The following is a 19,021-nucleotide window of genomic DNA, read 5'->3' on the forward strand; positions in this document are numbered from 1 at the left end:
GGGCCGGTGAGGCTGATCCGGCGCGTGGTCCGGTGCAGCAGGCGCGCGCCCAGCCAGCGCTCCACCTCGGCCAGGTAGCGGGTGACCATGGCGCGCGACATATCCAGCGCCTCGGCGGCAGCGGTCAGGCTGCCGCGCTCGACCACCTCCACGAACACCGTCATCGCGGTCATACGGTCCATCTGATCGATCCACGCAACAAATTAGGCCGTTATACGCGGTTTTTCGTTCGATTTCAGGCGCATAACCTGAGCATCCTTCCTCAACGGACCCCACGCTCATGAAGATTGCCCTTGTTGGTGCCACCGGCAACATTGGTCGCGAAATTGCCCGCCAGGCACTGGAACGCGGCCATCAGGTCACCGCGATTGTCCGCCGTGACAGCGGCCTGCCGGCCGAGCTGGACGGTGCCCGGCTGGCGATTGCGGCGCTGGACGATACCGACGCCCTGGCGGCGGTGATCGCCAGCCACGACGTGCTGGCCAGCGCGTTTGGTCCGCGCCCGGGCGATGACCCGGCCACGGTCACCACGGTGACCGGTCAGCTGGTGCAGGCCGCGCGCCAGGCCGGCGTGCCGCGCTTCCTGATGGTCGGCGGGGCCGGCACCCTGGAAGTGGCTCCCGGCGTGCAGCTGGTGGACACCGAAGGCTTCCCGGACGCCTACAAGCCGGTGGCGTTGGCCGCGCGCAAGGCCTTCAATCTGCTGCAGCAGGTGGATGACCTGGACTGGACGTTCTATTCGCCGGCCGCCGAGATTGGCCCGGGGCCGCAGAAGGGTGGGTTCCGGACCCAGGCCAGGCAGTTCCTGGTCGGGGCGGATGGGCATAGCCGGATCAGTTACGCCGATTATGCGGATGCGTTTGTGAGTGAGATCGAGACGCCGCAGTACAAGCGCCAGATTGCGACCGTGGCGTACCCGTAGAGCCACGCCCTGCGTGGCTTCGACCACCCATGACACCGCGAAGCCACGCAGGGCGTGGCTCTACGTGTCGGATGCGTCGGATGCGCCATGTGTGTCGAACAATCCTGGTTGAACGACTTCATCGGGCTCGCGGAACCCGCCCAGCCCCACGCCGACCAGCCGGTACCGCGTCTCCGCCGGCAGATCCACCCGCGCGCGCAGCGCCAGCGCGATATCGCGCAGCTCCTCCAGCGACGCCGGAGGCGACTCCGGAGTGAAGCTCCGGGTGATGATCCGGAACTGCGAGGTCTTCAGCTTCAGCACCACCGTGTGCCCCACCCGCTCGGTCTTGCGCGTGGCCTGCCAGGTGCGCGCGGCCAGCTCTACGATCGCCGGCTCCAGCGCTTCCAGTGGCAGGTCCTCGGCGAAGGTGTCCTCGGCGGAAATCGACTGCACGGGCTGATCCGGCTCCACCGGACGATTGTCGATGCCACGCGCGCGGCGATACAGGCTTTCGCCAAAGCTGCCGAAGCGTGCCTGCAAGGCCTCCAGCGGCAGCGCCCGCAGGTCACCCACGGTCACAATGCCCAGCTCGCTCAACTTGCCTTCCATCACCTTGCCCACGCCGGGCACGCGCTTGACCGGCAGCGGGGTCAGGAACTGTTCCACCCGGTGCGGTGGCACCACGAACTGCCCGTCCGGCTTGCGCCAGTCCGAAGCGATCTTGGCCAGGAACTTGTTCGGCGCAATGCCGGCCGAGGCGGTCAGCTGGGTTTCCTCGCGGATCTGCGCGCGGATCAGCTGCGCGATCTCGGTGGCTACGGTCATGCCGCCCTTGTGTGCGGTGACGTCCAGGTAGGCCTCGTCCAGCGACAGCGGTTCGACCAGGTCGGTGTGCCGCAGGAAGATCTCGCGCACCTGCCGTGACACCGCCTTGTAACGGCTGAAGTCCGGTGGCACGAACACCGCGTCCGGACATAACCGTTCCGCACGCAGCGCCGGCATCGCCGAGCGCACTCCGAACACCCGCGCCTCATATGAAGCGGCGCACACCACCGAGCGCGCGCCCTTCCAGGCGACCACCACCGGCTTGCCGCGCAGCGACGGATTGTCGCGCTGCTCCACCGACGCGTAGAACGCATCCATGTCGACGTGAATGATCTTGCGGAGGGCGGACACGTTGGCAGGCTTGGGATTCAGATGAACAAGATTACAGCCACACGCTTCAGTATGGTCTTTTCCTAACAACAACATGCGTTTTTCAAGCTGAAAACACTACGCCGGCGTACGGTTAAAACGTTTGATTGAATCACTTTTTGTCTGCACTCTCAGCGCCTGTTTCCGCTGCAACTTCTTCAGGATTGCGCTTTCCATGACTCGTCTCAACGCGTTCTCGCGCGAACAGCTGCTGGCCAGTGCCCGCGGTGAACTGTTCGGCGCGGGCAGTGGCCGCCTGCCCAACGACCCGATGCTGATGTTCGACCGCATCACCGACATCCGCGAAGACGGCGGCCCGCACGGCAAGGGCATGGTACGCGCCGAACTGGATATCCGTCCGGACCTGTGGTTCTTCGGCTGCCACTTCATCGGCGACCCGGTGATGCCGGGCTGCCTGGGCCTGGACGCGATGTGGCAGCTGACCGGTTTTTACCTGACCTGGCTGGGCGCGCCGGGCCGTGGTCGTGCACTCGGCTGCGGCGAGGTGAAGTTCACCGGCCAGGTGCTGCCGGAGGCGAAGCTGGTCAGCTATGAAATCGACATCACCCGTGTGATCAACCGCAAGCTGGTAATGGCCCAGGCCGATGCCCGCATGCTCGTGGACGGCCGCGAGATCTACACCGCCAAGGACCTGCGTGTAGGTCTGTTCACTTCGATCGAGAATTTCTGATGCGTCGCGTAGTCATCACCGGAATGGGCATCACCTCGTGCCTGGGCAATGATCTGGACACCGTTTCCACCGCACTGCGCGAAGGCAAAGCCGGCATCCGCCCGTTGCCCGACCACGCTGAAGCGGGTCTGCGCAGCCATGTCGGCGGCAACGTGCTGCTGGACCTGGACGCGCAGATCGACCGCAAGCTGAAGCGCTTCATGAGCGATGCGTCGGCCTATGCCTACATCGCGATGCGCGATGCGATCGCCGATGCCGGTCTGGATGAAAGCCAGGTCGCCAATCCGCGCACCGGCCTGATCGCCGGTTCGGGCGGTGGTTCCAGCCAGTGGCAGGTGGAGTCGGCCGACATCCTGCGCGCCCGTGGCGTGCGCAAGGTCGGCCCGTACATGGTGCCGCGCACGATGTGCTCCACGGTGTCGGCGTGCCTGGCCACGGCGTTCCAGATCAAGGGCCTGAGCTATTCGCTGTCGGCCGCGTGCGCCACCTCGGCACACTGCATCGGTGCTGCGGCGGACCTGATCCGTCACGGCGCGCAGGACGTGATGTTTGCCGGTGGCGGTGAAGACCTGCACTGGTCGATGAGCGTGATGTTCGACGCGATGGGTGCCCTGTCCACGCGCTTCAACGAGACCCCGGAAACGGCATCGCGTCCGTACGACAAGGACCGCGACGGCTTCGTCATCGCGGGCGGTGGCGGCATGCTGGTGCTGGAAGACTACGACCACGCGGTGGCCCGTGGCGCACGCATCTACGCCGAGCTGGTCGGCTACGGCGTGACCTCGGACGGTGCGGACATGGTGGCTCCGTCGGGTGAAGGTGCGGTGCGCTGCATGAACATGGCGATGGCCAACGTCAGCGGCCCGATCGACTACCTCAACACCCATGGCACCTCCACGCCGCTGGGCGACGTGACCGAACTGAAGGCCGTGCGCGAAGTGTTCGGCAAGGCGGTGCCGCCGCTGTCGTCGACCAAGGCCCTGTCGGGTCATTCGCTGGGTGCAGCGAGCGTGCATGAGGCGATCTACTGCCTGCTGATGATGCGCGACGGCTTCATTGCCGGTTCGGCCAACATCGGCGAACTGGACCCGGCAGTGGAAGGCTTCCCGATCGTGCGCGAAACGCAGGACGCGCAGTTGAACACGGTGATGTCCAACAGCTTCGGGTTTGGCGGCACGAACGCGGCGCTGGTGTTCGGGCGGGTTTGAGTTGTATCTGGATCGGACGGTTGAGGCCGTTCCGATCCTTTGTCATGCGTTACCGGATGTTGGGGATTTCACGGCCGTCGTCTGTCGACCGACGCTACCTGGGCTACGTTCGTTTTATGTGTAGCCGGGCAGAGCCCGGTCCGCGCGATGCCGAGGGTTGATGTATTGCCGGGCAGAACCCGGGGCGCGCGATGCCGGACGGGTAGCGTCGGTCGCAAGACGACGGCCGTGAGATTGCCCACGCCCGGTAACGCATGACCACAAAACAACGACGCGTTTGATTCCCGCAGGCAGATTCAGCGCGCGAGGTACGGCAGCAGCAGCGCGTGGGCGTCCATCAGGGAATCGGCGATGCGGTGGCCGAGGGCGCGCTGGGCGTCGTCGGGCAGCACCAGGTCGGGGACCTGGATGACCGTCATGCCGGCGGCCAGGGCAGCGCGGGTGCCGGCGGGGGAGTCTTCCAGCGCCAGGCAGCGGGCCGGGGCCTTGCCCAGCTTGGCCGCTGCCAGCAGGTAAATGTCCGGGGCCGGCTTCGGGTGGCTGACGTCGCTGCTGGTGACCACGGCGGCGAAGTACGGCAGCAGGCCGCACGCGGCCAGCTTGCGCGAGGCGCGCGGTTCGCGCGTGGACGTCGCCACCGCACGCGGAATGTCGTGCTGCTTCAGCAGTTCCAGCAGTTCCATGATGCCCGGTCGCAACGGCAGGCCCTGCTGGGTGCGCGCCTCGTACAGGTCATGGCAGCGGGTGTACAACGCCTGCATCTGCGCTGCGTCGATGTGTTCGCGCAGCAGCAGTTCGCAGTCGCGGTCACCCAGGCCCACCAGCTGCAGCCAGAACGTTTCTTCGATCGAAAGCCCCAGCTCCGCAGACGCCTGCGACCAGCAGGCGATCGACACGCGCTCGCTGTCGATCATCAGGCCATCCATGTCGAAGATGACCGCCTCCGGCAGGAACGGCAATGCGGCCAGCGTCGTCATGCGGCGTTGAACAGGGTATCCAGGTCGGACGCGTCCAGCATGCGCCACTCACCTTCCGGCAGCGTGCCCAGGCTCAGCCCGCCGATCCGGCTGCGATGCAGCGCCTCGACGTGGTTGCCTACCGCCGCGAACATCCGTCGCACCTGGTGATAGCGGCCTTCGTGCAACACCAGCTGCGCCTGCCGCGGCCCCTGCACGTCCAGCTCGGCCGGCAGCAGCGGCTTGTCATCGGACTCCAGCATCAGCGTGCCGCTGGCGAAGCGCGTGCCCTCGTCGCCACGCAGGTCCTGCGCCAACGTGGCCTCGTAGGCCTTGTCCAGTTTGGACTTTGGCGACACGATCCGGTGCAGCAGCGCGCCGTCGTCGGTCATCAGCAACAGGCCACTGGTGTCGCGGTCCAGCCGTCCCACCGACGACAGCTGCGGCGAGCGTTCGCGGAAGCGCGGCGGCAGCAGGTCGTAGATCAACCGACCCGTGTCCTTGGTTGAACAGGTGTAACCGCGCGGCTTGTGCAGCATCAGGGTCAGCCCCGGCGGCGGGTCCAGCGGCTCGCCATCCACCCGGATCACCTCATGCGGCACGGCGTCGTCCGCATACAGCACCTCGCCGTCCGCATCGGTGATGCGGCCTTCGCGGAACATCAGCTGCACCTGCTTGCGGCTGCCGTAGCCCAGGTTGGCGATGTGCTTGACCAGCTTCATGCGCGGCCACCGCTGCGACCGCGGGTGGCCTCGATCAGCTTGAAGCCGTCGCGCTCGGCCGCCACGCGCACCTCGCCGAAGCTCTCGTTGAGGATCTGCTCGTACGGCAGGTGGCGGTTGGCCACCAGCCACAGCCGGCCGCCTGGGCGCAGCGCCTGCGCGGCCACGGCGATGAAGCGCTGGCCGATGTCGGGGCGGTCGGCCCGCGCCGGGGTGTGGAACGGCGGGTTGGTCACGATGAAGTCGTAGCGCCCCTCGATACCGGCGGTGACGTCCTGCCACAGGTAGCGCAGGGTGGCCGGGCTGCCGAGGGCTTCCAGGTTCACCTTCGCCAGCGCCAGCGCACGGCCCTCGGCCTCATACAGGTCCAAGCCGGTCACCTTCGGGCAGCGGCTGAGCACTTCGCTGGACAGGTAGCCGAAGCCCGCGCCCAGGTCCGCGCCCTGCCCCGCCAGGTCTGCCGGCAGCTGCTCCACCAGCAGCGCCGAGGCCGGGTCGATGCGGTCCCAGGCAAAGATGCCGGGACGGCTCTGGAAACGGCCGCCGAGGATCGCGCGCGGCGCGTCCAGCGCGGCCCAGCGCGCAGCCAGGGCGGCATCGTGCTGGCCGTTCAGCGGGGCCGTCCAGTACACACGGCAATGGTTCTTGGTCAGTTTGCCGCCCAGTCCGGCCAGCTGCTCCAGGTCGCTTTCACCGGAGCGTGCGCCCTCGTTGTTGTGCTGGCAGGCCACCACGATGCCGCCCGGGGCGGCCAGCGACAAGGCGCGGGCGAACAGCGCGCGGGCCTCCTCACGCTGGCGTGGCGGCAGAACCAGCACCACCGGGTAACGGGTGCTGTCGGCGGTCAGCTGGGCCTCGTCGCGCACCGTCCAGCCACTGGCTTCCAGGGCGGTGGCGAAGGGGCGGAAGCTCTGCTCGCAGACCAGCTGACCCGATTGCGCGCGCTCACGCAGCGGCCAGCCGTCGCGGGCGCGCAGGAACAGCACCGGCCCTGCCGGCCAGTCGAGCGCGCCGCCGAAGGGCAGGAACAGGGTTTCCAGGGGAGCGTCGTGCTGGGGGGCCATGCGGGGTACGTCTTGAAATGAGACGGCCATTCTAACGGTTCGCTCTTACGGGATGCCGTAGAGCCACGCCCTGCGTGGCTTCGACCACGTCGGACACCGCGAAGCCACGCAGGGCGTGGCTCTACGTGGGATCAGCCAGTACCGTTGAATCCATCGATTAGCGTTTGTTCAACGGGGTCTTGATGTCCCCGCAACATGGCCTCGGTCAGGGTAAAGGCTCATTCGTAGCGGAGCCTGCTCATGCGTGCATTGTTCGTCGGTGGCGTGGTCGACAACAGCGAAATGGACCTGGAGGGCGCGCAGCCGCCGGTTCACTACCCTGAAGATACCGGCGGCGGACACTCCCGCTATCGCCTGCACCAGGTGGGTCGCCAATCCGATGGCCAGGTGGCCTACGCGGTGTACGGTGCACCGGACATGGCTGACGACGAGGTGGCGCGGGTGGCGGATGAGCGCGCGTATGCGCGCCGTTTCGACGCCGAACCGGAACTGTTCCAGCACTGAGCGCCGCTGCCGTCTGTCACTCGACAGGCGGCAGCTCGCGGATCGCTGCAATCTGGTCCAGCCAGACGTGGTGCTGCTGTACCGGCGCGTCCAGGTCATCCAGGCGCAGCTCGCCGTTGCTGCCTTCGTTCTCTTCCGCATCGCGGTACTGCTGCACGGTCGGGCGTACCGCCACCGTGCCAAGCACGCGCGTGCCGTCCTTCAGCGTCACTTCCACCCGCGCCTCATCCGGCAGCTGTGGCAGCAACGCCTTCAGCCGCTCGATGTCGTCTGCATGGGTGTAAACCGTGGGAGCCGTACGTGACATGATCTTCCTCGCGTAGTGACACGCCATGCGTGTCAGGTTTTCCAAGCGTCCTCAGGCCCGCGCGTGGGCCAGCACATTGCGTACGGCCGACACCAGCTGCGCCACCGAATACGGCTTGGCCACATGTTCCTGGAAGCCGGAAGCGAGTGCCCGCTTGCGGTCATCGGCGCGCGCCAGCGCGGTCACCGCCACCGCAGGCAACGCCTTGGCGTCCACGCCCATGTCCTCGCGCAGGGTGCGCACCAGTCCATAGCCGTCCATGCCCGGCATGCCGATGTCGGTCAGCAGCGCGTCGACCTGCTCGTGGCGACCGCCGTCCAACAGGGCCAGCGCTTCACCCGCGGAAGCCGCCACCGTGACCTGCGCGCCCTGCTCTTCAAGCATGCGCCGCAGGTACTCCAGCACTTCCGGCTGGTCTTCGACCGCCAGCAGGCGCAGCCCGCGCAGCGGATAGGGCTCGATCACCTGTTCGCTGATCGGGCCATTGAACACTTCGCGCAGCGGCCGGCCATCGGCCTGCGGCTGGTAGCACGGCAGGCTGACCGTGAACTGCGCGCCAAGCCCCTGCCCCGCGCTGGTCGCACTGACCACGCCACCGTGCAGTTCCACCAGCTGCTGCACGATGGCCAGGCCCAGGCCCAGGCCGCCATGACGACGCGTGGTGGTGCCGTCGGCCTGACGGAAGCGACTGAACAGATGGCGCAGGAACTCCGCCGCGATGCCGTCGCCGGTGTCGCTCACGGTAATGATCCAGTGACTGCCTTCGCGCGCCAGTGACACCGTCACCGTTCCCTCGGCCGGCGTGAACTTGATCGCATTGGAGAGCAGGTTCCACCACACCTGCTGCAGGCGGGTCGCATCGCCCAGTACCAGCGCGGTCTCGTCGGGTAACTGGAGCTGCATGTTCAGCGCCTTGCCCTCGGCGACCAGTTCCTGCGCGCGCATCGCTTCGGTCAGCTGTGCGTGCAGGTCCACCACTTCCACTTCCAGCTGTACCTTGCCCAGCAGCATGCTGCTGAGGTCGAGCATGTCCGAGATCAGCCGCTTCTGCGCCATCGCGCTGTTGGCGATCACGCCCAGTCCCTTGAACAGTGGGCTGGTGTTGTCCACGCGCTGCAGCAGCAGTTCGCTCCAGCCCAGGATGGTGGTCAGCGGCGTGCGCAGTTCATGCGACAGCGTGGCCAGGAATTCGTCCTTCAGGCGCGCCATGTTCTCGGCGGCGCTGCGCGCGGCGCGCTCTGACTGCAGCAGCTCCTCGCGCGCCATTTCGATTTCGCGGCGCTCGGTCACGTCCGGACTGCTGCCGGCCAGGCCGATGAAGCGCCCCATCCGCGAGAAACGCGGGCGGGCATTCATTTCCAGCCAGCGCCACTGGCCGTCCGAGCGCAGGCCGCGCACCAGGGTCTGCATTGAGCGCTGCGCCTTCAGCGCCTCCTGCAGTTCGTAATCGAACACGGAGGCATCATCCGGGTGCACCAACCCGCGCCACACATCTTCCGGCACGCGCTGCTCGTCGCCGCCGAAGAATTCGGTGAACGCGCTGTTGACGAAGCGCGCATGGCCGCGGTCATCCAGCACCCACACCGGCATCGGCAGGCCATCGGCCAGCGCCGAGAACCGCGCCTCGCTTTCGGCCAGGTCCACCTCGATCTGCTTGCGGCCGGTGATGTCGAAGAACAGGATCGCCACCTGGCGCTGCTCGGCCTCGCCCACCCGCATGGCTTCCACCGAGAACCAGCGGCCCAGCGCACGCGCTTCCATGTCGAAGTGCCGGGCGCGACCGGTCAACGCCACTTCGCCATAGATGCGGAACCATTCGGGCTCATGCGCGGGCTGCAGATGGCTCATCCACTTGCCGACCACGTCGACCAGACCGGTGGAGCGCTCGAACGCGTCATTCACCTGCACGAAGCGATAGTCGACACCGACGCCGTCCTCGATCCGGCACTCCACCACGCAGAAGCCCGCATTGAGCCCTTCCAGCACGTGACGGTGCAGGGCGGGATCAAGGGCAGGAGCCACCGCGGTGGCACGTTCGAGGATGGGTACGGGCGGGCTGGACAAGGAGGTCAAGGGGCGTGGCAGGCAGAGCGCAGGGAGATAGCATCATCCAGACCGCGTATTCGTAGCGTCAAGCGCGGGATTCATGTGTACCGCCGGTGAATTGATGCCGGATCCGACAATCGCAGGCCCTTTTCGCCAATTGTTCCGACCCGTGATCGGGATCACACTGCAGCGGGACGTTCTGACCACAACCGGGAGTTCGCCATGACCCTCAAGACCCTGATGACGGCCGCGCTGGGCGGCCTGCTGGCCTTAGCCGCGCTGACCGCGGCGGCGGCTCCACGCACCGTGACTGACCCCAGCGCCCCCCGTGCCCTCGACGTGGAAGGGCCGGTACAGGTGAGCTGGACCGATCCGGCCAGGTTCACCGAACTGCGCAGCAGCGCCAACCGCTGGGAGGCCGAACGGGGCAACTGGGTCCACGACCTGGCGCGCTACATCCGCACCACCGCCACGCCGATGCTGGCCCCCGGCCAGACCCTGGAAGTGACCATCACCGACATCAAGCGCGCCGGCGACTTCGAGCCCCAGCATGGCCCCCGCGCCCAGGACATCCGGATCATGAAAGACATCTACCCGCCGCGCATGACGCTGGCCTATGTACTCAAGGACGCACAGGGGAACGTGGTGAAGCAGCGCACCGAAGAGAAACTGATCGACATGGGCTATCTCAGCACCGGGGCCGGCCTGCTGTCGGACAGCGACCCGCTGCGCTATGAAAAGCGGATGGTGAAGGACTGGCTGCGGAAGGTGTTACGGACCGCCTGACGCATTCGTATTGCGTCAGGCATTACGACGGCCGGCCAACGGCCGGCGCTACCGCTCCAGATGCATCCCGGTAGCGCCGGCCGTTGGCCGGCCCACGCATGCATTACCCGCCCCGCAACTCGCGCGCCACGCGCTTCACCGCGCATGGCAGCTGGTAGGCACTGACATTGCACAGCGGGGCCAGCACGTCCAGACGCGGACTCTGGCCCCACAGCTCCACCGTACTGCCCACACCAGCCTGCGGCAGGTCGGTCAGGTCCACGGTAAGCATGTCCATCGACACCCGACCGATCAGATGCGCGGGCTGGCCGTCGACCTGCACCGGCGTACCGTTCGGGGCGAACTGCGGATAGCCATCGGCATAACCCATCGCCACCACGCCCACGCGGGTGGGCCGCTCGGCCACGAAGCGCGCGCCATAGCCCACCGGTTCGCCGGCGGCGATCTCGCGCACCGCGAAAATCTTCGACTGCAGGGTCATCACCGGACGCAGCCGCGCGGTCTCGGCGCTGGACCCGGGCAGCGGGTTGGCCCCGTAGAGCATCAGCCCCGGGCGCACCCAGTCGCTGCGCACTTCCGGCCAGCCCAGCAACGCCGGTGAATTGCACAGGCTGGTTTCACCGGCCAACCCTTCGATGGCCGCCGCGAACGTAGCGGCCTGCTCGCGGGTACGCGGGTTGTCCAGTTCGTCGGCCCGTGCCAGATGGCTCATCAGCACCATCGGAGCCACCTGCGGCAGCGCCGACAGGCGCGCGTGCGCGTCGCGGAAGTCAGCCGGCGAAAGGCCCAGCCGGTGCATGCCGCTGTCCAGCTTCAACCAGATGTTCAAGGTCGCGTCGGTCTGGAACGCCTCCACGGCTTCCACCTGCCACGGCGCAGCGACCGCGAACCACAGGCGGTGCTGCACGATCAGCGGCAGCTCGGCCGCGTCGAAGAAACCTTCCAGCAGCAGGATCGGCGTGGTGATGCCGGCCTCGCGCAGTTCCAGCGCTTCTTCAATACAGGCCACGCCGAAGGCATCGGCTTCGCCTTCCAGCGCGCGCGCGCAGACCACCGCACCGTGGCCATAGGCATCGGCCTTCACCGCGGCCAGGGTCTTGCGACCGCCACCCAGTTCACGGGCCAGGCGGAAGTTGGAGCGCAACGCGTCCAGGTCGATCAACGCGCGGGCAGGACGCATGTTTCAGTTTCACTCTGTTGGAAAGCGGCGGCATGCGGGCTGGCCTGCCTGCCATAACGGAAGATATCCAGGCCTTCGGTGCTGATCTGCGGCTGTCGCGCACTCATCAGGTCGGCCAGGTAGCGACCCGACCCGCAGGCCATGGTCCAGCCCAGCGTGCCGTGGCCGGTGTTGAGGAACAGGTTGCGGTACGGCGTGGCCCCGATCACCGGGGTGCCGTCCGGGGTGGCCGGGCGCAGCCCGGTCCAGAACTCGGCGCGGGTCAGGTCGCCGCCGTGCGGGTACAGGTCACGCACGACCTTTTCCAGGGTGGCGCGGCGGCGCGGCGACAGCGACAGGTCGAACCCGCCCACTTCGGCCATGCCGCCAACGCGGATGCGGTCGTCGAAGCGGGTCACCGCCACCTTGTAGCTCTCGTCCAGGATGGTGGAGGTGGGAGCCATGGCCGGGTCGGTGATCGGCAGGGTGAGCGAATAACCCTTCAGCGGGTACACCGGCAGATGCATGCCCAACGGCGCGACCAGCGAGGGCGAATAGCTGCCCAGCGCGACCACGTAATGGTCGGCGGTTTCCAGCTGGCCGTCGATGCGCACGCCGGTGACGCGGTTGCCGCTGGTTTCCAGCCCGGCAATGTCCTGGTCGAAGCGGAACTCCACGCCCGCGGCGCTGGCCATCTGCGCCAGGCGGCGGGTGAACAACTGGCAGTCGCCGGTCTGGTCGCGCGGCAGGCGCAGTGCGCCGACCAGGGTGTCGGCCACGGCCGCCAGCGCGGGCTCGGCCGCGATGATGCCGGCGCGGTCCAGTACCTCGTAGGGCACGCCGTACTGCGCGAGCACTTCGATGTCCTGGGCCGAGGCGTCCAGCTGCTGCTGGGTGCGGAACAGCTGGGTGGTGCCGAGGTCGCGGCCTTCGAATTCGATGCCGGTTTCGGCGCGTAACTCGTTGAGGCAGTCGCGGCTGTACTCGGACATGCGCACCATGCGCGCCTTGTTGATCGCGTAGCGCTCCTGGGTGCAGTTGCGCAGCATCTGCGCCAGCCAGCGGTATTGATTGAGGTCCAGGCCCGGCCGGATGGCCAGCGGCGCATGTTCCTCGAACAGCCACTTGACCGCCTTCAGCGGCACGCCCGGAGCCGCCCACGGCGAGGTGTAGCCAAACGACAGCTGGCCCGCGTTGGCGAAGCTGGTTTCCAGCGCCGGTCCCGGCTGGCGGTCGACCACGGTGACATCAAAGCCGGCCTGCCGCAGGTACCAGGCACTGGTCGTGCCGATCACCCCGCTGCCAAGAACAAGTACGCGCATGAGACCTCTCCAACCGGATCATTCCCTGCACTGAGCGGTGCCGGGACCATAATTGCGGAAGTATAGGCCGGTGATGCCGGGCGTTTTTCCTGTATTTGCCGCGTCCGGCAGTGTATTGTCCCGCCATTCACCCTGCCGAGTTGACGCCCATGGCCACCCGGGTCCGCGAACTGGACAAGATCGACCGCAAGATCCTGCGCATCCTGCAGGCGGAAGGGCGGATTTCCTTCACCGAACTGGGCGAACGGGTGGGGCTTTCGACCACGCCGTGCACCGAGCGCGTACGGCGGCTGGAGCGCGACGGGGCGATTACCGGCTACTACGCCAAGCTCGACCCGCACTACCTCAAGGCCAGCCTGCTGGTGTTCGTCGAGATCAGCCTGGCCTACAAATCCGGCGACATCTTCGAGGAGTTCCGCCGTGCCGCGCTGAAGCTGCCGAACGTGCTGGAGTGCCATCTGGTTTCCGGCGACTTCGATTACCTGCTCAAGGCCCGCATCAGCGAAATGGCCTCGTACCGCAAGCTGCTCGGCAGCACCCTGCTGACATTGCCGCATGTGCGCGAGAGCAAGAGCTACATCGTGATGGAAGAGGTGAAGGAAACGCTCACCCTGCCGATTCCGGATTGAGCTGAACGCAAAAAGGCGGCGCGCAGATGCGCACCGCCCTGTACCGGTTTCACCCCCCGAACGTGGGGTGTCACGCCGAATCGCGCATCAGCGCTGCTGCTTCTGGTCCGGGTTGCGCTGCTGCTGATCCTGCTGCTTGCCCTTCTGGTTCTGCTGATCCCACTGCTGCTGGCTCTGCTGACCCTTCTGGTTCTGCTGATCCTGCGGCTTGTTGGGATTGTTCTGCTGATTAGCCATGGTTGCACTCTTCTCGTCATCTTTGGGGATGCGCGATCTTGCGGCGCACGTGCAGAGTCGAAGAAATGCGGTTAATCAGGGGCGAAAAAGCGGTGAGGTTTCGCGTTGACGCGGATGACTGGGGGGTTGGGTTGTGAAGCGTTCACGGTTTGATCTGCTGGCCCTGGGTCGCCGGCGCGCTGTCGTAATAACGCCCGGTGCGCGAATCGAACACGCGGTTCGGCCCCACCGGTTTGACGCCGGGAATGATGCGGCCGTTGCGGTCGTAGACCTTCGGCGGTGCCGTGGTCGCCGGTGCCGGCATGACCTGTGCGGGGCCCTGGCTCTGGATCGGCTGCGTGCCCAGCTGCTGGCGGATCTGCGAGTCGGAGGTCACCGGCGCGACCTTGCCGGACTGGCTTTCCACCGGGGTCGGCCGCACCGGGGTTGGCAGAGGGGTCGGGGCCGGCGCAGGCGTCACCACGGGGCGGGTGTCGGTGGGCTTGCGCGGCGCGGCGATCTGCGCGCCGGCGTCGAAGGTGATCGCCACGGCGAGCACAGCGGGAATCAGTAGAAATCGGGTGTTCATCAGGCGGTCCTCCCGGGACAATCAACGACTTCATCCTGCGCCCGCCCCCCGTGCGGCAGCATGAACGTCTGGCTTGCGACCTTCACGCCCCGCCCCCATTTCATTGCCATCCCCACGAGGAACGCCGATGACCGCCTTCGACCTCACTCCCCCCAGCGATGCCCAGCGCCAGGCGCTGGAAGCCGGCCTGAGCCCCGACGAACGCCGCGTGCTGCTTCAGCACGGCACCGAAGCTCCGTTCTGCGGCGTGTTCCTGGACAACAAGCGCGACGGCGTCTACGGCTGCCGCCTGTGCGGCCTGCCTCTTTTCCGTTCCAGCACCAAGTTCGACTCCGGCACCGGCTGGCCGAGCTTCTTTGCCCCGTTTGACCCGGCCCATGTCCGCGAAATCCGTGACACCAGTCACGGCATGATCCGCACCGAGATCGTCTGCGCCCGCTGTGGCAGCCACCTTGGCCACGTGTTCCCGGACGGCCCGCCGCCGACCTACGAGCGCCACTGCCTGAACTCGGTGTCGTTGGATTTCACCGGCAACGGTGAGCCCTACCCGGATCCGCTGCAGCGCGGCGGGGCAGAGGCCGGCCCCGCGGGCTGATCTGCAAAAGTGTGACGTTCATCCAACGTCACCCTTCAGAAGCCCGGCATGGGGCCGACATGAAGGTATCCCCTCCTCCGCGTCTGTCCCATGCTCATCATTGTTGGTTTTCTGATCGTCATTCTCAGCGTGCTGGGGGGCTACGTCGGCGCACACGGCAAGCTGGCCGCCCTGTGGCAGCCCTACGAACTGGTCATCATCGGCGGCGCGGCGCTGGGCGCGTTCCTGGTCGGCACCCCGGTCAAGACGGTCAAGCAGACCCTGGCCGCCAGCGTGGGCGTGTTCAAAGGTCCGCGCTACAAGCAGCAGGACTACCTGGACGTGCTGAGCCTGCTGTACGAACTGCTCAACAAGGCGCGCCGTGAAGGCTTCATGTCGCTGGAAGACCATGTCGAGCGTCCGGCCGACAGCGCCATCTTCGCCAACTACCCCAAGGTCCAGGCCGACCACCACCTGGTCGACTTCATGACCGACTGCCTGCGCCTGATGATCGGCAGCAACATCGAGCCGCACGAACTGGAACCGCTGCTGGAGATGGAACTTGAAAAGCACCACGGTGAAGCCATGCAGCCGGCCGCCGTGCTCAACAAGGTCTCCGACGGCCTGCCCGGTTTCGGCATCGTGGCCGCGGTGCTGGGCATCGTGATCACCATGGGCTCGATCGGCGGTGAAATCACCGAAGTGGGCGCACACGTGGCCGGCGCGCTGGTGGGTACCTTCCTCGGCATTCTGCTGGCGTACGGCTTCGTCAGCCCGCTGGCGGCTGCGGTGGAAGCGCGTGCCGAGCAGGACAGCCGCATCTATGAGTCGGTCAAGACCGCCCTGCTGGCCTGCCTGCGTGGCTACAACCCGAAGATCGCGCTGGAGTTCGCCCGCAAGACCCTGCCGTCGAACGTGCGCCCGGGCTTCAGCGAGTTCGAAGCCCACCTGAAGACGATCAAGTAAGGCAGCGTCATGGCCGACAACAAACCCACCGTCATTGTCCGCAAGGTCAAGAAGGCCGGCCACGGGGCCCATCATGGCGGTGCCTGGAAGGTGGCGTATGCCGACTTCGTGACCGCGATGATGGCGTTCTTCCTGGTGCTGTGGCTGATGGCCGCCACCAGCAAGCCCGAGCGCGCGGCCATTTCCGAGTACTTCCGCAATCCCAGCCCGCTGACCGGGCAGAGCCCGACCCCGGCCCCCGGCATGGCCGGACCGGGCGGGGCCAGCACCTCGATGATCAAGCTCGGCGGTGCCACCGATGTCTCGCGCGGCACCAGCAACGACCCGTTCCAGAACGCCCAGGCCGAGCGCCCGGTGCCGCAGGAAGACGAGCGCGAGCGCGAAAAGAAGCAGCTGGAAGTGCTCAAGCAGGAACTGGAGGAAGCGATCAGCAAGAGCCAGGCGCTGGAGCCGTTCAAGGATCAGCTGCTGCTGGACCTGACCCCGGAAGGCCTGCGCATCCAGATCGTGGACAAGCAGAACCGGCCGATGTTCGACGTCGGCAGCGCCGCACTCAAGCCGTACACGCGCGAAATCCTCAAGGAGCTGTCCGAGTTCATCAACCACGTGCCGAACCGGATCAGCATCACCGGCCACACCGACATCACCGCGTACAACGCCACCCACGGTTACAGCAACTGGGAACTCAGCGCCGATCGCGCCAATGCCGCCCGCCGTGCGTTGCTGGAAGGCGGCATGGGCGAGGAGAAGGTCACCCGCGTGGTCGGGCTGTCCTCCTCGGTGCTGTTCGACAAGGTCAAGCCGGACAACCCGATCAATCGCCGCATCAGCATCGTGGTGATGACCAAGGCGGCCGAAGCCGCGGCATTGTCCGGGTCCGGGCAGCAGGTGGGATTGTCGGCGACCACGGTGGATCCGGACGTGCAGGCCGATATCGCGCCGCCGGCCGGACCGTCGGTGCCGGTGTTGGGGCCGGCGGACGCGTCGCCGTAGGTCGGGGTGCGGGATGGATCCCGTCGATACCGCGCCGCGATCATCGTTTCGGGACATATCCGGTAGCGCCGGCCGTTGGCCGGCCCAAGGGGTGTTTCCGGTGCCCTGAGGGCCGGCCAACGGCCGGCGCTACCTCAATGACGATTACAATAGGGCTTTCCGCATCCCGAAAGACGTCATCCCATGTCCAAGCAGTCCAAGGCCAAGCGCGACAAGCGCAAGAAGTCGCAGCCCAAGCGCCCGATCCATCGCCTGAACAGCCAGCAGCCGGTGCAGAACCACGCCGTGCTGCAGAACGCAGAAGGCCAGGTCGTGGCCGCCATCGGCCTGCAGGGCACCGAATGGCTGCTGGCCATCGGCGGTCAGACCATGGGCAACGCCGACAACCCGGTGCCGATGCTGGCCATGCTCAAGCACCTCGCCAACGTGCAGGAGAAGGAAGGCCGCCCGGTCACCCTGGAAACCTCGCCGCAGCTGCAGCAGATGATCGACGACCTGGCCGCCGACGAAGGCAAGACCGCCGAGGAATACCTGGCCCAGCTGGTGTCCGAGTTCGAAGGCGTGGAAGACGCGGCTGACGAAGCCGACGAAGCCGAAGGCGAAGGCGAAGTCACCGAAGCCGGCACTGAAGCCGAGACCACTCCGGCCGACGCCGACGCCCCGGCCGACAGCAGCGAGCAGCCCAAGGGCTGACCGCTTCCGGTGGCGGTCTATATCGACGATGCCGTTCACCCCTGGCGCGGCGAGCGCTGGGCGCATCTGATGGCCGACACCCTGCCCGAGCTGCACGCGATGGCGGCGCAGCTCGGGATTCCACGGCGGGCGTTCCAGAACCGCCGCAGCGGCGCGCACTACGACGTGCCCGCCCCGATGCGCGAACGCGCCATCGCACTGGGCGCGCGGGCGATCTCGCGGCACACCGACCGCGAATTGGTGAAGGCGGTCATCGCCAACGCCCGGGCGCAGTACGACGCCACCGCGTGATGGATTGCGCGGGCCGGCCAACGGCCGGCGCTACCCATCGTCCCGGTGACCCCGGTAGCGCCGGCCGTTGGCCGGCCCAGGCGGTCCCACCGCAGGTCAGAACGGATCCGCCCCCGGACGCACTTCCACCCCCAGCAACGAACACAGCGCCAGCATGGCGTCATCATCGCGGCTCAGTGCCATCCATCCGGCCAGCCCACCGTTGCCGGTATCCACGCTCCACAGGCTGTAGTTGTGCTCACGCAGGCGGTCATACGCGGTGGCCATCAGCATCGGCGCGTCCACGTCCTCGGCGAAGTCCTCATCGTCGAGGTCGCCACCCCAGTCCACCTGCACGTTGAAACGCGAGGACAGTTCATTCACCGCCGACACCAGCGAATCGGCATCATCGCGCTCCACCTCGTAGCTCGACTGCCAGGCGGTGGCGACCATCAGCGGCGGCAGCCAGTCAGCCTCTTCGTCAATGGACTCACCCGCTTCCAGCAGCTGCTCGCGCCAGCGGTTGAACTGCTGCAGCGCCAGTTCCTCGTCGCCCGGATTGATCAGGACGAACAGATTCCAGATCCGGGCCTCGAAATCGTCTTCGTCGAAATCGCGCTCGTCTTCTTCGAAGTCGAAATAATCACTGTTGTCGGGCATGGCCGGAATTCCTGGAAACTGGCCTGCATTCTGACCTGCGCGGGCGTGGGCAGGAAGCGAAATCGGCCCGGATGTGGGCGCTCGGGTATCCTGTGCGCCTGAAGGCGGCCGCGGTGGCCGTCAGTGTGAACCCGATCATGAGCGATACCCCTCCGGACCATCTGGCGATCAACCCCGCCAGCCCCTTCCACGATGCTGCAGCGCTGGAGCGCGGCGTCGGCATCCGTTTCAACGACGTGGAACGTGACAACGTCGAGGAATACTCGGTCAGCGAAGGCTGGATCCGCGTGCAGGCCGGCAAGTCGCGCGACCGTCGTGGCAACCCGATGACGGTGAAGGTCAAGGGCACCGTGGTGGCGTATTACCTGGATCAGAAGCCGGAGTAATCGGTCAACCGACCAACAGCATGACCACACCGGTATGTTCCGGTAGCGCCGGCCGTTGGCCGGCCCACGCACCGCCTGGGCCCGCCAACGGCCGGCGCTACCGCCGTAAACCCGAACGCGGGCCACGGGCATTACCCCCCAAAAAAGCAATGGGGGGGCCCCGATTTTTACAAAAAGGGTAT

The 19,021-nt window shown here is 66.7% G+C and carries 24 protein-coding genes; 12 read left to right on the forward strand and 12 right to left on the reverse strand.

What is annotated here, in order from left to right:
- The coding region (locus tag EGJ34_RS14000) for a LysR family transcriptional regulator (protein ID WP_148100502.1) at window positions 1-182 on the reverse strand (182 nt) is incomplete at its 3' end.
- Between the two features lie 98 nt (window positions 183-280).
- On the opposite strand from EGJ34_RS14000, the gene EGJ34_RS14005 reads away from it, so the two are divergent.
- A complete protein-coding gene (locus tag EGJ34_RS14005) occupies window positions 281-922 on the forward strand; it encodes an NAD(P)H-binding protein (protein WP_125361081.1) in 642 nt (213 codons plus the stop codon).
- 60 nt (window positions 923-982) lie between these two features.
- Here EGJ34_RS14005 and dinB read toward each other — a convergent pair whose 3' ends face one another.
- Complete coding sequence (gene dinB / locus EGJ34_RS14010; protein WP_125361082.1) at window positions 983-2,080, reverse strand: DNA polymerase IV; 1,098 nt, start codon at window positions 2,078-2,080, stop codon at window positions 983-985.
- A 193-nt stretch (window positions 2,081-2,273) separates the two neighbouring features.
- Here dinB and fabA point away from each other — a divergent pair, with 193 nt between their 5' ends.
- Together fabA and fabB are read left to right on the forward strand one after the other, a co-directional pair.
- A complete protein-coding gene (gene fabA, locus EGJ34_RS14015; protein ID WP_125361083.1) occupies window positions 2,274-2,789 on the forward strand; it encodes a 3-hydroxyacyl-[acyl-carrier-protein] dehydratase FabA in 516 nt (171 codons plus the stop codon).
- A complete protein-coding gene (gene fabB, locus EGJ34_RS14020; protein ID WP_125361084.1) occupies window positions 2,789-3,997 on the forward strand; it encodes a beta-ketoacyl-ACP synthase I in 1,209 nt (402 codons plus the stop codon). The genes fabA and fabB overlap by 1 nt, the downstream gene beginning before the upstream one ends.
- Window positions 3,998-4,293: 296 nt before the next feature.
- Here fabB and EGJ34_RS14025 read toward each other — a convergent pair whose 3' ends face one another.
- Genes EGJ34_RS14025 through EGJ34_RS14035 form a run of 3 tightly spaced genes read right to left on the reverse strand, consistent with a single transcriptional unit; the run spans window position 4,294 to window position 6,739 of the window.
- Entirely contained in the window at window positions 4,294-4,974 is a 681-nt protein-coding gene (locus tag EGJ34_RS14025; RefSeq protein WP_125361085.1) for an HAD family phosphatase, read from the reverse strand.
- A complete protein-coding gene (locus tag EGJ34_RS14030) occupies window positions 4,971-5,675 on the reverse strand; it encodes a pseudouridine synthase (protein WP_125361086.1) in 705 nt (234 codons plus the stop codon). Before EGJ34_RS14030 ends, EGJ34_RS14025 begins: the two co-directional genes overlap by 4 nt.
- On the reverse strand, window positions 5,672-6,739 hold the full coding sequence (locus EGJ34_RS14035; RefSeq protein ID WP_125361087.1) for a class I SAM-dependent methyltransferase: 1,068 nt from the start codon (window positions 6,737-6,739) through the stop codon (window positions 5,672-5,674). The genes EGJ34_RS14030 and EGJ34_RS14035 overlap by 4 nt, the downstream gene beginning before the upstream one ends.
- 240 nt (window positions 6,740-6,979) lie before the next feature.
- Here EGJ34_RS14035 and EGJ34_RS14040 point away from each other — a divergent pair, with 240 nt between their 5' ends.
- On the forward strand, window positions 6,980-7,243 hold the full coding sequence (locus tag EGJ34_RS14040; RefSeq protein WP_125361088.1) for a hypothetical protein: 264 nt from the start codon (window positions 6,980-6,982) through the stop codon (window positions 7,241-7,243).
- Between the two features lie 16 nt (window positions 7,244-7,259).
- On the opposite strand, the gene EGJ34_RS14045 is transcribed toward EGJ34_RS14040, so the two are convergent.
- Complete coding sequence (locus EGJ34_RS14045) at window positions 7,260-7,550, reverse strand: DUF3247 family protein (RefSeq protein ID WP_125361089.1); 291 nt, start codon at window positions 7,548-7,550, stop codon at window positions 7,260-7,262.
- A gap of 51 nt (window positions 7,551-7,601) precedes the next feature.
- Window positions 7,602-9,614, reverse strand: coding sequence for a PAS domain-containing sensor histidine kinase (locus EGJ34_RS14050; protein WP_125361090.1), 2,013 nt, complete (start codon window positions 9,612-9,614; stop codon window positions 7,602-7,604).
- A gap of 204 nt (window positions 9,615-9,818) precedes the next feature.
- Here EGJ34_RS14050 and EGJ34_RS14055 point away from each other — a divergent pair, with 204 nt between their 5' ends.
- The gene (locus tag EGJ34_RS14055) at window positions 9,819-10,382 is read left to right on the forward strand and encodes a DUF3016 domain-containing protein (RefSeq protein WP_125361091.1); all 564 of its coding nucleotides are present in this window, start codon (window positions 9,819-9,821) and stop codon (window positions 10,380-10,382) included.
- Window positions 10,383-10,485: 103 nt separating this feature from the next.
- Here the strand turns inward: EGJ34_RS14055 and alr are convergent, their stop codons facing one another.
- On the reverse strand, window positions 10,486-11,562 hold the full coding sequence (alr, locus tag EGJ34_RS14060; RefSeq protein ID WP_125361092.1) for an alanine racemase: 1,077 nt from the start codon (window positions 11,560-11,562) through the stop codon (window positions 10,486-10,488).
- Window positions 11,541-12,863 carry a D-amino acid dehydrogenase gene (locus tag EGJ34_RS14065; protein WP_125361093.1) on the reverse strand — a complete coding sequence of 441 codons (1,323 nt, stop codon included), beginning with the start codon at window positions 12,861-12,863 and terminating at the stop codon, window positions 11,541-11,543. Before EGJ34_RS14065 ends, alr begins: the two co-directional genes overlap by 22 nt.
- A gap of 149 nt (window positions 12,864-13,012) precedes the next feature.
- Here EGJ34_RS14065 and EGJ34_RS14070 point away from each other — a divergent pair, with 149 nt between their 5' ends.
- Entirely contained in the window at window positions 13,013-13,492 is a 480-nt protein-coding gene (locus tag EGJ34_RS14070; RefSeq protein ID WP_125361094.1) for an Lrp/AsnC ligand binding domain-containing protein, read from the forward strand.
- A gap of 87 nt (window positions 13,493-13,579) precedes the next feature.
- On the opposite strand, the gene EGJ34_RS14075 is transcribed toward EGJ34_RS14070, so the two are convergent.
- Both EGJ34_RS14075 and EGJ34_RS14080 read right to left on the reverse strand, forming a co-directional pair.
- Window positions 13,580-13,729: a lana protein gene (locus EGJ34_RS14075; RefSeq protein WP_125361095.1), complete on the reverse strand. Its 150-nt coding sequence runs from the start codon at window positions 13,727-13,729 to the stop codon at window positions 13,580-13,582.
- A gap of 142 nt (window positions 13,730-13,871) precedes the next feature.
- A complete protein-coding gene (locus tag EGJ34_RS14080) occupies window positions 13,872-14,297 on the reverse strand; it encodes a classical arabinogalactan protein 4 (RefSeq protein WP_125361096.1) in 426 nt (141 codons plus the stop codon).
- Between the two features lie 127 nt (window positions 14,298-14,424).
- On the opposite strand from EGJ34_RS14080, the gene msrB reads away from it, so the two are divergent.
- From msrB to EGJ34_RS14105, 5 genes are all read left to right on the forward strand, one after another.
- Window positions 14,425-14,892: a peptide-methionine (R)-S-oxide reductase MsrB gene (msrB, locus tag EGJ34_RS14085; RefSeq protein ID WP_125361097.1), complete on the forward strand. Its 468-nt coding sequence runs from the start codon at window positions 14,425-14,427 to the stop codon at window positions 14,890-14,892.
- 90 nt (window positions 14,893-14,982) lie between these two features.
- Window positions 14,983-15,837, forward strand: coding sequence for a flagellar motor stator protein MotA (gene motA / locus EGJ34_RS14090; protein WP_125361098.1), 855 nt, complete (start codon window positions 14,983-14,985; stop codon window positions 15,835-15,837).
- Window positions 15,838-15,846: 9 nt separating this feature from the next.
- On the forward strand, window positions 15,847-16,830 hold the full coding sequence (gene motB / locus EGJ34_RS14095) for a flagellar motor protein MotB (RefSeq protein ID WP_125361099.1): 984 nt from the start codon (window positions 15,847-15,849) through the stop codon (window positions 16,828-16,830).
- Window positions 16,831-17,013: 183 nt separating this feature from the next.
- On the forward strand, window positions 17,014-17,523 hold the full coding sequence (locus EGJ34_RS14100) for a hypothetical protein (RefSeq protein WP_125361100.1): 510 nt from the start codon (window positions 17,014-17,016) through the stop codon (window positions 17,521-17,523).
- Window positions 17,524-17,532: 9 nt separating this feature from the next.
- A complete protein-coding gene (locus EGJ34_RS14105; protein WP_125361101.1) occupies window positions 17,533-17,814 on the forward strand; it encodes a DUF4031 domain-containing protein in 282 nt (93 codons plus the stop codon).
- Between the two features lie 96 nt (window positions 17,815-17,910).
- Here EGJ34_RS14105 and EGJ34_RS14110 read toward each other — a convergent pair whose 3' ends face one another.
- Window positions 17,911-18,453 carry a hypothetical protein gene (locus EGJ34_RS14110; protein WP_125361102.1) on the reverse strand — a complete coding sequence of 181 codons (543 nt, stop codon included), beginning with the start codon at window positions 18,451-18,453 and terminating at the stop codon, window positions 17,911-17,913.
- A gap of 137 nt (window positions 18,454-18,590) precedes the next feature.
- Here EGJ34_RS14110 and EGJ34_RS14115 point away from each other — a divergent pair, with 137 nt between their 5' ends.
- Window positions 18,591-18,839: a DUF3297 family protein gene (locus EGJ34_RS14115; RefSeq protein ID WP_125361103.1), complete on the forward strand. Its 249-nt coding sequence runs from the start codon at window positions 18,591-18,593 to the stop codon at window positions 18,837-18,839.
- The last annotated feature ends 182 nt before the right edge of the window (window positions 18,840-19,021 follow it).

This window comes from Stenotrophomonas sp. 278 (assembly GCF_003935715.1).
Taxonomy (GTDB): domain Bacteria; phylum Pseudomonadota; class Gammaproteobacteria; order Xanthomonadales; family Xanthomonadaceae; genus Stenotrophomonas; species Stenotrophomonas maltophilia_AH.

Excerpts from the sequence above, each read along its gene's own strand:
- EGJ34_RS14035 (WP_125361087.1), bottom strand. The coding sequence starts at position 6,739 with ATGGCCCCCCAGCACGACGCTCCCCTGGAAACCCTGTTCCTGCCCTTC.
- EGJ34_RS14080 (WP_125361096.1), bottom strand. The coding sequence starts at position 14,297 with ATGAACACCCGATTTCTACTGATTCCCGCTGTGCTCGCCGTGGCGATC.
- msrB (WP_125361097.1), top strand. The coding sequence starts at position 14,425 with ATGACCGCCTTCGACCTCACTCCCCCCAGCGATGCCCAGCGCCAGGCG.
- alr (WP_125361092.1), bottom strand. The coding sequence starts at position 11,562 with ATGCGTCCTGCCCGCGCGTTGATCGACCTGGACGCGTTGCGCTCCAAC.
- EGJ34_RS14115 (WP_125361103.1), top strand. The coding sequence starts at position 18,591 with ATGAGCGATACCCCTCCGGACCATCTGGCGATCAACCCCGCCAGCCCC.
- EGJ34_RS14100 (WP_125361100.1), top strand. The coding sequence starts at position 17,014 with ATGTCCAAGCAGTCCAAGGCCAAGCGCGACAAGCGCAAGAAGTCGCAG.
- EGJ34_RS14110 (WP_125361102.1), bottom strand. The coding sequence starts at position 18,453 with ATGCCCGACAACAGTGATTATTTCGACTTCGAAGAAGACGAGCGCGAT.
- EGJ34_RS14055 (WP_125361091.1), top strand. The coding sequence starts at position 9,819 with ATGACCCTCAAGACCCTGATGACGGCCGCGCTGGGCGGCCTGCTGGCC.
- EGJ34_RS14040 (WP_125361088.1), top strand. The coding sequence starts at position 6,980 with ATGCGTGCATTGTTCGTCGGTGGCGTGGTCGACAACAGCGAAATGGAC.
- EGJ34_RS14070 (WP_125361094.1), top strand. The coding sequence starts at position 13,013 with ATGGCCACCCGGGTCCGCGAACTGGACAAGATCGACCGCAAGATCCTG.
- EGJ34_RS14030 (WP_125361086.1), bottom strand. The coding sequence starts at position 5,675 with ATGAAGCTGGTCAAGCACATCGCCAACCTGGGCTACGGCAGCCGCAAG.
- motB (WP_125361099.1), top strand. The coding sequence starts at position 15,847 with ATGGCCGACAACAAACCCACCGTCATTGTCCGCAAGGTCAAGAAGGCC.
- EGJ34_RS14045 (WP_125361089.1), bottom strand. The coding sequence starts at position 7,550 with ATGTCACGTACGGCTCCCACGGTTTACACCCATGCAGACGACATCGAG.
- fabB (WP_125361084.1), top strand. The coding sequence starts at position 2,789 with ATGCGTCGCGTAGTCATCACCGGAATGGGCATCACCTCGTGCCTGGGC.
- EGJ34_RS14025 (WP_125361085.1), bottom strand. The coding sequence starts at position 4,974 with ATGACGACGCTGGCCGCATTGCCGTTCCTGCCGGAGGCGGTCATCTTC.
- EGJ34_RS14065 (WP_125361093.1), bottom strand. The coding sequence starts at position 12,863 with ATGCGCGTACTTGTTCTTGGCAGCGGGGTGATCGGCACGACCAGTGCC.
- motA (WP_125361098.1), top strand. The coding sequence starts at position 14,983 with ATGCTCATCATTGTTGGTTTTCTGATCGTCATTCTCAGCGTGCTGGGG.
- EGJ34_RS14005 (WP_125361081.1), top strand. The coding sequence starts at position 281 with ATGAAGATTGCCCTTGTTGGTGCCACCGGCAACATTGGTCGCGAAATT.
- EGJ34_RS14075 (WP_125361095.1), bottom strand. The coding sequence starts at position 13,729 with ATGGCTAATCAGCAGAACAATCCCAACAAGCCGCAGGATCAGCAGAAC.
- fabA (WP_125361083.1), top strand. The coding sequence starts at position 2,274 with ATGACTCGTCTCAACGCGTTCTCGCGCGAACAGCTGCTGGCCAGTGCC.